The organism is Actinomadura chokoriensis (genome assembly GCF_039529475.1).
Classification (GTDB): domain Bacteria; phylum Actinomycetota; class Actinomycetes; order Streptosporangiales; family Streptosporangiaceae; genus Spirillospora; species Spirillospora bangladeshensis.
Genome location: NZ_BAAAMW010000006.1, coordinates 23,402 through 34,732, shown reverse-complemented (window position 1 = coordinate 34,732; position 11,331 = coordinate 23,402). Strand labels below are relative to the sequence as shown.

At 73.3% G+C, this 11,331-nt stretch carries 12 protein-coding genes; 3 read left to right on the top strand and 9 right to left on the bottom strand.

All coding sequences use genetic code 11. The features are described from left to right. Window positions 1-34: 34 nt before the first annotated feature. From ABFX46_RS15445 to ABFX46_RS15435, 3 genes are all read left to right on the top strand, one after another. Window positions 35-721 (top strand): RibD family protein, encoded by a 687-nt coding sequence (locus ABFX46_RS15445; RefSeq protein WP_346042783.1) that lies wholly within the window; start codon window positions 35-37, stop codon window positions 719-721. Further along, entirely contained in the window at window positions 714-1,142 is a 429-nt protein-coding gene (locus ABFX46_RS15440) for a deaminase (protein WP_346042782.1), read from the top strand. Before ABFX46_RS15445 ends, ABFX46_RS15440 begins: the two co-directional genes overlap by 8 nt. A gap of 130 nt (window positions 1,143-1,272) precedes the next feature. Next, window positions 1,273-2,715 carry an aldehyde dehydrogenase gene (locus ABFX46_RS15435; RefSeq protein ID WP_346042780.1) on the top strand — a complete coding sequence of 481 codons (1,443 nt, stop codon included), beginning with the start codon at window positions 1,273-1,275 and terminating at the stop codon, window positions 2,713-2,715. A 42-nt stretch (window positions 2,716-2,757) separates the two neighbouring features. On the opposite strand, the gene ABFX46_RS15430 is transcribed toward ABFX46_RS15435, so the two are convergent. The 9 genes from ABFX46_RS15430 to ABFX46_RS15390 form a co-directional block, all read right to left on the bottom strand. Beyond that, complete coding sequence (locus tag ABFX46_RS15430; protein WP_346042779.1) at window positions 2,758-3,534, bottom strand: peptidoglycan recognition protein family protein; 777 nt, start codon at window positions 3,532-3,534, stop codon at window positions 2,758-2,760. Then, window positions 3,531-3,779, bottom strand: a complete 249-nt coding sequence (locus ABFX46_RS15425) for a hypothetical protein (RefSeq protein ID WP_346042777.1) — start codon at window positions 3,777-3,779, stop codon at window positions 3,531-3,533. The genes ABFX46_RS15430 and ABFX46_RS15425 overlap by 4 nt, the downstream gene beginning before the upstream one ends. Before the next feature lie 100 nt (window positions 3,780-3,879). After that, the gene (locus ABFX46_RS15420; protein ID WP_346042775.1) at window positions 3,880-4,113 is read right to left on the bottom strand and encodes a hypothetical protein; all 234 of its coding nucleotides are present in this window, start codon (window positions 4,111-4,113) and stop codon (window positions 3,880-3,882) included. Between the two features lie 127 nt (window positions 4,114-4,240). Further along, complete coding sequence (locus tag ABFX46_RS15415; protein ID WP_346042773.1) at window positions 4,241-5,569, bottom strand: alkaline phosphatase D family protein; 1,329 nt, start codon at window positions 5,567-5,569, stop codon at window positions 4,241-4,243. After that, the gene (locus ABFX46_RS15410) at window positions 5,569-6,654 is read right to left on the bottom strand and encodes a hypothetical protein (RefSeq protein ID WP_346042771.1); all 1,086 of its coding nucleotides are present in this window, start codon (window positions 6,652-6,654) and stop codon (window positions 5,569-5,571) included. The genes ABFX46_RS15415 and ABFX46_RS15410 overlap by 1 nt, the downstream gene beginning before the upstream one ends. Window positions 6,655-6,728: 74 nt before the next feature. Beyond that, window positions 6,729-7,679 carry a hypothetical protein gene (locus ABFX46_RS15405; RefSeq protein ID WP_346042770.1) on the bottom strand — a complete coding sequence of 317 codons (951 nt, stop codon included), beginning with the start codon at window positions 7,677-7,679 and terminating at the stop codon, window positions 6,729-6,731. A gap of 2 nt (window positions 7,680-7,681) precedes the next feature. Beyond that, window positions 7,682-8,839, bottom strand: a complete 1,158-nt coding sequence (locus tag ABFX46_RS15400) for a siphovirus ReqiPepy6 Gp37-like family protein (RefSeq protein WP_346042769.1) — start codon at window positions 8,837-8,839, stop codon at window positions 7,682-7,684. Next, window positions 8,836-9,813: a phage distal tail protein gene (locus ABFX46_RS15395; protein ID WP_346042768.1), complete on the bottom strand. Its 978-nt coding sequence runs from the start codon at window positions 9,811-9,813 to the stop codon at window positions 8,836-8,838. The genes ABFX46_RS15400 and ABFX46_RS15395 overlap by 4 nt, the downstream gene beginning before the upstream one ends. A gap of 7 nt (window positions 9,814-9,820) precedes the next feature. Beyond that, on the bottom strand, window positions 9,821-11,254 hold the full coding sequence (locus ABFX46_RS15390) for a phage tail protein (protein ID WP_346042766.1): 1,434 nt from the start codon (window positions 11,252-11,254) through the stop codon (window positions 9,821-9,823). Between the last annotated feature and the right edge of the window lie 77 nt (window positions 11,255-11,331).

Here is an 11,331-nt window from a genome sequence, read left to right as displayed (position 1 = left end):
CACCGCATCGCGGCGGCTCCCGTAGTGTTGCGGCGTGAGTGATCGTCCCTACGTGCTGCTGAGCTGCGCGATGTCCGCCGACGGCTATATCGACGACGCGGGGCCGGAGCGCCTGCGGCTGTCCAGCGCGGCGGACTTCGACCGCGTCGACGCGGTGCGCGCCGGCTGCGACGCGATCCTCGTCGGCGCCGGGACCGTGCGGGCCGACGACCCGAAGCTGCTGATCCGCTCCGCCGCGCGCCGGGAGCAGCGCGTGGCGCGGGGGCTGCCCGCGGACCTGGCCAAGGTGACGCTGACCTGGAGCGGCGACCTGGATCCGGCGGCCCGCTTCTTCACGACGGGCGAGGCGCCGAAGCTCGTCTACGCCCCGTCGTCCACGGCGGCGGACCTGGCCCCGCGCCTGGACGGCCTGGCCGAGGTGGTGGACGCGGGCGACCCGCTCGACCTCCCGACCGTCCTGCGCGACCTCGCGGCGCGGGGCGTCCGCCGGCTGATGGTCGAGGGGGGCGGCGGCGTGCACACGCTCTTCCTGACCGCCGGCCTGGTCGACGAGCTGCAGCTCGTCGTCGCGCCGTTCTTCATCGGCGACCCGTCGGCGCCGCGCTTCGTGCGCTCGGGCGTCTTCCCGCAGTCGCCGGACCGCCCGATGCGGCTGGAGGACGCCACCCGCATCGGCGACCTCGCCCTGCTCCGCTACCGCGTCGGAGCCTCGCGTGGATGACCGCGCCTGGCTGGAGCTGGCCTGCGACCTGGCGAAACTGTGCCCGCCGTCCGAGACGGCGTTCTCCGTCGGCGCCGTGGTCGTCGGGGCGGACGGCCGGGAGATCGCGCGCGGCTTCTCCCGCGAGGAGGACCCGCACGACCACGCCGAGGAGGCGGCCCTCGGCAAGGCCGCCGGGGACCTCGCCGGCGCGACGATCTACACGTCCCTGGAACCGTGCGGGCACCGCGCGTCGCGCCCGCGCCCCTGCGCCGAGCTGATCATCGCCGCGGGCCTGCGCCGCGTGGTGTTCGCCTGGCGCGAGCCGGTCCTGTTCGCCGCGGGCACCGGCGCGGAGAGGCTGGCCGCCGCCGGAATCGAACTCCGGGAGGTCCCGGACCTGGCGTCCCGGGCCCGCACCCCCAACGCCCACCTCCTGTAGGACGCGGCAAGAGAGATGAGACCCGAGTCTCATTCCTCTTGCCAACGCCCCGGGACCCCGTGCGATGCTGTGACCAAGCAAGCATTCGGTTACCCGAACTCGCCCCGTCCGGGCAGGGAGGCACAGCAGCATGCGCGAGCACGATCGGCTGTTCATCGGCGGCGAGTGGGCCGCCCCGGCCGGTACCGGCACGATCGAGGTCATCTCCCCGCATACCGAGGAGGTCATCGGGCGGGTGCCCGAGGGCACCGAGGGCGACATCGACGCCGCCGTCGCGGCGGCGCGGCGCGCGTTCGACGAGGGCCCCTGGCCCCGGATGACGCCCGCCGAGCGCGCGGAGGTCGTCGGCCGGCTGTCGGCGATCTACGCCGAGCGGCAGCAGGAGATGGCCGACCTCTGCACCGCCCAGATGGGGTCGCCCATCATGTTCTCGGTGTTCGGGCAGGCCGCCATCCCGCAGATGGTCCTGCAGTACTACGTGGACCTCGCCGCCACCTACACGTGGGAGGAGGAGCGGCAGGGCATGCTGGGCCCGGTCACGGTCACCCAGGAGCCCGTCGGGGTCGTCGCGGCGATCGTCCCGTGGAACGTCCCGCAGTTCACGCTGATGCTGAAGCTCGCGCCCGCGCTGATCGCGGGCTGCACGGTGGTGGCCAAGCCGTCCCCCGAGACGCCGCTCGACACCTACCTGCTCGCCGAGTGGATCAAGGAGGCGGGGATCCCGGACGGCGTCGTCAACTTCGTCCCGGCGGGGCGCGAGGTCGGCGCCTACCTGGTCGCCCACCCGGACGTCGACAAGGTGTCGTTCACCGGCTCCACCGCCGCCGGCCGCAAGATCGGCGCGGTGTGCGGCGAGCAGCTGAAGCGCTGCACCCTGGAGCTCGGCGGCAAGTCGGCCGCGATCATCCTGGACGACGCGGACCTCCCGTCCACCATCGAGGGCTTCAAGCTGGCCTCGCTGATGAACAACGGCGAGGCGTGCGCCGCGCAGACCCGCATCCTCGCGTCCCGCCGCCGCTACGACGAGGTCGCCGACGCCCTCGCGACCATGGTCGGCGGCCTCACCGTCGGCGACCCCGCCGACTACGCCACCGAGATCGGCCCGCTCGTCGCCAAGCGGCAGCAGGAGCGCGTGGAGAACTACATCCGGATCGGCCAGGACGAGGGCGCCAAGCTGATCACCGGCGGCCTGAACCGCCCGCACGACCGCGGCTGGTACGTCGCCCCGACCGTGTTCGGCGACGTCGGCAACGACATGCGCATCGCCCGCGAGGAGATCTTCGGCCCCGTCCTCGTCCTCATCCCCTACGAGGACGAGGCCGACGCCGTCAAGATCGCCAACGACAGCGACTACGGCCTCGGCGGCTCGGTCTGGACGTCCGACGTCGACCACGGCGTCGACGTGGCCCGCCGCATCCGCACCGGCAGCTGCGGCGTCAACATGTACACCCTCGACCCGAACACCCCGTTCGGCGGCTACAAGAACAGCGGCATGGGCCGCGAACTGGGCCCCGAGGGCCTGCACGCCTACCTGGAGCACAAGTCCATCCCCCACCCCGCCCCCACCGCCTGACGGCCACCGGGAGGCCCCGCCCGACCGGGGCCTCCCGCCGGCTCAGGTGACCGGAGCCTCCCAGGCCGCCCGCCAGGTCAGCGGGCCCACGACGCCGTCCGCGGCCAGGCCCTTCTCGGCCTGGAACGCGCGGCAGACCGACTCCGACTCCGGCCCGTAGGCGCCGTCCGCCGCGATGCGCCAGCCGCGCTCGCGCATACGGGCCTGCCATGTCCGCACGTCGCCGCCGCGCATGACCGGCGGCTGGGTGAGCAGGCGTCCAGGCCACGCAGGCACCCTCCCCACCGACCGCGACGGCGCCGGGGCGGAGGACCCGCCCCCGGGACGGGGGGCGCCCTCACGCACCCACGCGTACAGCGCCTTGCCGGGGCAGTCGGTCGCGTACCCGTCCCGGTGCCCCTTGATCTCCTTGCCGGCGCCGCCCTCGCGCCGCAGGTAGTCGATCGCGTCGCGGATGCCGTCCAGCATCGCGTCGGTCGGCTCCGTCAGGCCGCTGCTCCCCACCAGGCCCAGCACGGCGTAGTGCCCCGAGTTGAGGCCGGCGCCGTTGGCGGCCGGCAGCCGGTGCGGCCCCCGGCCGACGTACACGTAGCCGTGCGGGCAGCACACCATGCTGTAGCCGATGTCGTTCCAGCCGTTGCCGTCCATGTGGGAGCGCTGGATGCCGCGCACCGCGTCGTCGCAGCGCGCATGGTCGGTGGCCAGCCGCGGGTCGACCCGCGAGCCGGTGTAGTGCACCTTCACGCCGCGGGTCGAGGACAGCCGGGTCGAGCCGCGGGACGCGCGGGCGCCCCACCCCTCGCGGGAGACGAGCTTCACGACGCACCGCCCGGCCGGTCGTAGCTCGGGGTGCGGGAGGTCAGGCCGAGCGACAGCAGCGCCCGGCCGAGGCGGGGCAGCCGCGCTTCGGCGAGCCGGCCGAGGACGTAGTAGACGGCGGTGACCAGCACGGTGACCGCCTCGGTGGCCGTGCCTTCGGGGACGTCCAGGCCGAGCTTGGCGGCCTGGGTCAGCAGCAGGCCCGCGATCAGCGGGACGAGCGTCCGGATGACACTGTCGAGCATGACGACTCCTCTGGGGGTGCGGCGGCCGGGACGAACCCGGCCGGAGAACGGGCGAGCCCCCGCCCGTCGTGGGCGGGGGCTCACGGATGCGGGGCGGCGCCTACAGCAGCGTCGCCAGGAGGGCGGACGTGGCCGACAGCACGCCGAGCAGCACCGAGGCCGGCAGCGCGTAGCGCCAGCGCTCGGCGGCGCGCAGCCGCTCCTCGTGGTCGAGGACCTGCTCGCGGATGCGCTCGTGCGCGGCGAGCATGCCGTCGACCTTGCCGCCGACCTCGACGACCTTGTCGTAGATGTCCCGGGTGGTGATGACCACGCCCGGCCCCTCGCCGCTCACGGCGACTCCGGACGGGCGGGGGCGGGGGGCGGGTCTTCGGTTCGGCGCGCCTCGCGGTCCCGTCCGTCCGGGGTCGGCGGTGGTGGGGGCGGGGGCGTTGCGACGAGCATGTGCGTGTCTCCTTCTCTCAGCTCCAGCCCTCGCCCTGCCAGACCCAGGGGCGCGCGGCCGTCAGCTCCGTCCCGCCAGGGGACTCCGTGCCGGCCCGGACCGGGGCGTCGAACCACCGGTCGTCGGTCCGCGCCCGCAGGGTCGTGCGGGGCAGCGGCCGCTGGTCGGCGACGGGGAACTCCTTGGCCAGGGTCGCCAGGACGGTGCCGTCGTGGTCGTATCCCGTGAACGTCACGGTGATCGTGCCGCCCGCGTCGGTGACCTGGACGTGCCCGAACTGCCCGGCCCCGGCGGCCGGGGCGATCGGCCCGATCTGCCAGGTGCCGCCGCCCCCGTTGCTGGTCTGGTCGAGCGGGGCGGCGACCAGCTCCATCGCGCCGATCTTGGAGCTGCGCCCGTCGTCGGCGGCGACGGCGTGCATGTCCGCGCTCATCAGGACCATCTTCGCGCCGAGCCCGTTGGCGTTGACGAAGGCGTTGATCTCGTTGAACTCGGACCGGTAGTCCAGCCACCGGTCCGCGGTGCCGCCGCGGTGCGGGAACGACTCCGCCACGAAGAGCACCGGTTCGGGCGCCTTGCGCAGCAGGTCCAGGTACCACTGCTTCTGGGCCCGGCCGAGCAGCGACTTGCCCGCCCCGTCCGGGTCCGTCGGCCGGGTGCGGCCGCCGCGGGTGTCGAGCATGATGAACCGGCAGCGTCCCACCACCCACGTGTAGTAGAGCTGGTCCCCGGCGGGCGGGTAGAACGTCCCGTGGTCCAGCAGCGACCGCCGCACCGCCTGCGCGCCCAGCGACCCCGACCAGCCGCCGTTCCCGGTGAAGTCGTGGTTGTCCCACGTGTGGACGGTGGCCACCTCGCGGATGAGCCGGCCGTAGCGGGGCGTCGACAGCGCCGTCCGGTGCCGCAGGTCGTACGCGGACTGGTCGGCGGTGTCGGCGTCGTCGTAGTGCAGGTCCCCGAGGAACAGGAACTGCAGCGGGTCCATGCCGCGGATCCGGTCGTACACGACATGGTCGGAATGCTGCGTCCGGTCACCGCCGAAGCAGAAGCCGAAGTCGGCCCGCGTCCCCGGCATCGGCAGCGTCCGGAAACGGCCGGTGTCGGGCAGCGCGGCGCCGTCCGCCTCCACCGCCCAGTGGTAGGCGGTGGCGGCGGACAGCCCGGCCACCTCGTGCTTCGACAGGCCGCGTCCGTCGGGCGCCTGCGGCGTCGAGCGGACGGCGCCGGCCATGTCCGGTGTGGCCGACACCGCGACCCGCACCTGCGCCGCGCCCGCGGTGCACACGGTGAAGCGGGCCGAGGCGGCCGTGGTGCCGCCCACCCACCCGTAGGTCAGCGACGCCATCACGCGCTCCTGGGCCGGAGCCCGATCTGCACCCCGAGCCCGTTGTTGGACATGGCGTTGTAGGTGGCGATCCGGGTCCCCGTCGCACCGGGCACGGGCTGCGCGAAGTCGCACAGCAGCGCCGACGGGACGGCGTTGGTGTTGAACCCGAGCTGGGCGATCCGCAGCTCCGTGCCCTCCGGCTCGGTGATCGAGGTCGCCGCCGAACTCTTCTCGCCGAAGGCGCAGACGATGAGCATGTCCGGATCCGCCGTGGTGATGGACGGCGCCTCGATCTGCGCGGAACTCCCGGGGCGCTCGTAGACGGCCCCGATCTGCACCTGCGGGTCGGCGTTGGCGTAGCCGGCCAGCGCGGCGGTCGCCTTGGCGTCTGCGGTGAACGTCCAGGCGGGGGCCGGCTGGCCCGTGGCGTACACCGTGCCGTAGACCGCGACGCGGGTGTCGCCGCCGGTCAGCACCGGGGCCACCAGTTCGGTCCAGCCGGCCGGGACGGCGGCCACCGTCTGCCCCACGTCGGAGTTGATCACGATGATGGAGACCAGGTAGTCGCCCGCGGCCAGCCCGTTCGGGAGCGCGCAGCTCAGGTTCGGCCCGTAGGTCCCGGCCACCCCGCTCGCGGCCCGGAAGGCCAGCGGCTCGCTGCCCGCCGGCGGCGAGGTGTCGATCCACACGTCGCCGATCGCGGGCGCGGCGGGCGCGGTCGGCGCAACCGTGATCGCGCCGACGCCCGCGAGCTTCTCCTCGATCTGCAGGAGCCGCCCCTGGATGTCGCCGAGCTCGTCCGCCGAGTCGGAGGCCAGCATCAGGCGCCGCGGGCCCTGCCCGTCCGCCGCGGCGGACGCCCACATGGCCCGGACCCCCTCGGGTCCCTGCCCGAAGGGCGGAATGGCGCCGTTGCCGTCGGCCGTCACCACCCCGTCCAGGATGGGCTGGCCGGTCGTGTCCAGCAGGTCGGTGAGCTGGGCGCCCTCGGTCGCCGCGTTCCAGAAGGTCACCTGGGCGTTCGCCGCCAGTTGCAGCACCCCGTCCGCCTCGTACTTCAGGACGTAGTCGGCGATCCCGCCGCCGAACGCGTGCCGGGTCACTCAGACCACCGTCCCTTCCGCGCAGTCGTCCACGTCCATCTCCCTCATCGCCGCCTCGCGGGCCGTCCCCGTGCTCATGCGCCCACCCAGCTCGTCGACAGGTAGGCGTAGTGGCCGATCGGAACGTCCGCGCTGACGTGCATCAGCCGCACCTCGCCGTTGTCGGGACGCACGTCCATGCGTCCGGGAACGACGTAGCCGCCGCGGCTGCCGCTGTCGCAGACCATGGCCGGCGAGTGCCGCTCGACCGGCCGCAGCGCCTTGGGCAGCACCGTCAGCAGCGTCCCGTCCCGGTCCGCCTTGCCGTAGACGGAGTTGACCCGGCGCAGCGCGCCGCGGATGTAGCAGATCCCGTTGACCCGGCGCCCCTTCAGTGCCCAGGTGACCTCCCAGACGGTCGGCCACGACAGCGGCAGGTTGATCCACCCGGTGTCCTCGGCCACCGTCCGCCACGACAGGCCGCCGGTGCAGCCCAACCAGCGCCCGCTGTCCGACTCGTAGATGAGCTGCCCCATCGCCGGCTTGTCCGGCCGGTTGTAGGAGTAGCTCGGCGCGACCGTGGTCCCGGCGAACTCCCGGGCGTCCTCGATCTGGTCCGCGCCGATGGACGCGGCGCCGGCCGACACCCACACCCGGGCCAGCGGCAGCTCCCAGACGCCGCCCTGCTGCCGCACCGGATCGGGCGCCACCGGCGACGCCTTCGGCGTGCCCTCGCGGACCGCCGCCGTCACCGAGTCGGCCTCCGGGTCGGCGCGCAGCACCACCAGGTCGACGCGCGGCTGCCCCGCGGCGTTGGGCGCGATGGCGCGGACCTCGCCGTCCCCGGACGACTCGTACCAGTAGCCGGCCACATGCCCGTACCCGGGCCGCACCTTGACGTTGAGCCCGCCCTCCGGGACGACCCGGCACGCGTCGTCGCTCGGATTGCCGCGCACCCCGTCCAGCTGGAAGCCCTGGAACAGCCGGGCCAGCTCGACCTCGGTCGCGATGGGGTTGCCCGCGAAGACTCCCGACTTCTCGGCCATGTCTATCGCCTCGTCTCTCTGCTGTGGATCCTGCGTCGCAGCCGGGTCAGCTGCTCGTAGATGTGCGGTCGCTGCTCGTCGGCGCCGACCACCGGAACGACCACCTGGCCGTCGCCGGGCGTCCGGATGTAGCGGATCTCGCGGACCACGTCGTCGACCTGGACGCCGTCGATCTCCAGGCTCACCCGGTCGCCCTTGCGGTAGTCGCGGCCCAGCACGACGGCCTCGGTGTCGATGGGCTCGAAGGTGACCGCGGCGTGCCCGGCGGCCTCGGCCAGCCGGGTCCGCGCCTGCGTCCGCGCCGCCCCGACCGGGTCGGCGGTGCCGAGGTCGGAGCCGTCCAGGAACTCCTCGGCCCGGAGCCCCGGCCAGCCCGCGTCGGGCTGGTCGAAGCCGTAGAACGTGCGGGCCGTCTTCTCCTTGTCGTCCGCCACGATGACGAACGTGGCCTCGGGCGGCGTCAGCGTGTACTGGTAGGACCGCAGGTTGCCCAGTTCGATGGAGAACCGCGCGGCCGCCCGCTGGTCGCGCTCCGGGTAGACCGCGAACTCCAACGCGCCGCCGGGTCTCTGCAGCACGTCGAAGCCGACGCCGCCGCGCGCCCCGAGTTCGACCAGGGTGTCGAGCAGGACGCCGAACCGCGAGGACACCGACACCGCGGTGCCGCGCGCCCCGTCCGCGGCCAATGTCAGGCCGGGAACCCGCCGCGCCGCGGCGGCGCCGGGGCCGGCGTGCTTGTCGACCAGCGTGCGCAGCACGGTCTCGGCGGGCGCGGCGGCCAGGTCGTAGGTCTCCACGGGGAACGTCGTGCCGGTCTCCGGGATCGCCGTGCCGGGGACGGGCCACACCAGCCGGCTCAGCCACGCCTTGTCGCACGCACCCGACGCGGTCAGGGTGCCGACACCGCCGTCGTCGGCGCTCTGCGCCCGCTCGACCTGCCGGGTCGGGCCGGAGAAGGCGATCTCGCCGTCCCGCAGGAACACGATGCCCGCGCCTTCGCGCAGCAGCGCCGCGTCATGAGAGGCCGCGTCGACGGTGACCTTCCAGCCCCCGACGGCGAGATGCCGGTCGATCACCTCCAGCTCGTTCTCGCCGGTGACCTCGCCGATGACCCGGCGGTCGGCGTCCCGGACGAGCACCTGCCATTCGCCGGTGATCACGACCGTCCCGCCCGCACCGCGTAGGCGGTCTTGTAGAGCGGGACGAAGCTCAGCTCGACCCGCGTGGCCTCGCCGACGTCGCCGAGGAGCATGTCCACCTCGTTGGCGCCGGGGACCAGGGGCCACAGCTGCGAACCGGGCGCGAGGTCCGGCCACAGGTTGGTCCCGCCCAGGGTCGCGGTGCGCCGCCGTGGATGGCAGTCGACCACGACCACATCACCGGCCTCCAGCGGCCGCTCCAGCCGCCACTCGGCGCCGAGGCCCCGGTTGACGAGCCGGACACCGGACGCCGCCGGGCCGGTGATCGTCCAGCGCGGGTACGAGCGGGCGTCGCCCGGGCACACCACGCTCACACTGGCGCCGATGGTCTGCACGTTCCTGGCGCGCAGCGGGTAGGCCGGCGGCACGCCGAGCGGGAACACGGGATCGGCCGTGATCCCGGCGCCCCAGCCGCGGGTGATCTCCGGCCCCTGCCAGTACGGCTCGGCGGCGTGCAGCGTGATCCCGAACCGGGCCCAGTTCCACCCGGCCTCGTCGCGCCCCTCGGCGCCCTCCATGCCCTCGACGTAGTAGGCGCGGATGCGGCGCGGTTCCGCCCCGGGCTCCGCCACGCTGAGGACGCCCTCGCCGCCCCGGTTGACCTCCAGCGGGTCGAACGCGTCCGCCAGGCGGGCCCGCTTGGCCAGCGCGTCGGCGCGGTCGTCCCCGTACACCACGATCGGCAGGAAGATCTGCCGGGACTTGGCCCGCACGCCGGTGACGACGTCGCCGTCCAGCGCACCGGACTCGCGCAGGTACAGCTGGTACTGCGGCATTCCCAGACCCTTGGCGCCGGCGCCGAGCGTGCAGCCCTCGCGCCAGTCCGACAGGATCGTCTCGGTGCCGGAGCCGGACGTCCACGTGACCGTGGCGATGTCCCGCTCCTGCGACGGCCGCGGATCCGGCCGTGTCTGCTGTGTGAAGAGAATCGGCATGTCTCACCTAACTCGCGGCGTTGAGCACTTCCCATTCGCGCAGCCGGGAAGCGAACTGACGGCTGGTCTCCTCCGGGTCCGTGACGGGCCCGTGGAAGTGGAACTCGTACCGGCGCTGCGCCGCCTCACCCCGCCGCCCGAGCGAGGACAAAGACGCGCCGGTCCCCACCGCGCCGGTCCGCGGCACCGCCACCAGGGCGTCCATCGCGTCGGCGACGTTCCGGCCGCCGTCCTCGATGCCCTGCGCCATGCCCTCGCTGACGTTCCGGCCGAGGCCCATCATCACCGTCGAGGGAGACCGGATCCCGAGCGCGTTCTTGACGAACCCGGGGATCTTGTCGGTGACGAAGTTCTTGATCGTCGAGATGATCGCGCCGGCCCGGGACCTGATCCCGTTGATGAACCCGCTGATGAGGTCGCGGCCCTTGCCGACCAGCACGGAGCCGACCGAGCCGATGGCCCCCCGGATCCGCCCCGGCAGCCCGCGGGCGAAGGACACGATCCGGCTGAAGACCCGCGCGACCGCGGACGCTCCCGCGGTGAACGGCCGGACCAGGATCCCGAGCAGCCGCTGCCAGTTCCCCTTGATCCAGCCGATCGCCGCGCCGATCGCGCTGCCGATCCGCTTGCGGAACTTGATGACGAACGCGATGGTCAGCCCGAACGGCCCGGTGAGGATCGCCAGCAGCAGCTTCCAGTTCTTCTTGACCCAGTTGATCACCCACTTGATCCCCGCGGTGATCTGCTTGCGGAAGATCAGCACCCCGGCGATCACGGCCCCGAACGGCCCGAGCAGCAGCGGCAGCAGCTTCTTCCAGTTCTTCTTGACCCAGCCGAAGACCTGCTTGACGACCTTGGAGACCCACCCGATCGCCTTGGAGACCCCCTTCATCGCCACCTCGACGGCCTTCTTGAACTTCTTCGACCGCGTGACCGTCTCGATGAGCTTTTCGATGAAGGGTGTCAGCAGCATCAGAATGAGCCCGGCCGGCCCGAGCGCCGACTTGAACCCGGCCCCGACCCCCTTGAGGCCCTTCCCCGCGATCTTCCCAGCCGGCCCGATCCCCTTGAGCCCCTTGGACGCGGTTCCGATCTTCTTCCCCGACTTGGTCGCCTCGGTCCCGGCGCTCGTCAGTTCCCGCTGCAACGGTGCCAACGACCTGCCGCTCTGCGCGGCCTGCCGCTGGAAGCTCGTCAGCCCGCCCGAGGCACTTCTGGCCTGGGTGCCGAGCCGCCCGATGGCCGAGGCCGCCGGCGTCGCCTGCGCCCTGATCCGTGTCGCCGCCGCGGCCGTCTGCCCGGCCTTGGCCTGGACTCCCGACAGCGCGGCGGTCGTCCGCGCGGTGGACGACTGCAGCCGCCCCATCGCCTGGGCGGCGCCCTGCGCGGATACCTTGATCTTGTTGAGCCCCGTCGCGGTTCTCGCCAGCAACTCAGCCACAGAAAGTCCCTTCCCATGAGGAGCCCCGCAGTTTCACGATGCGATTCGCCTCTGTGCCAGTGAGCACACGAACCACC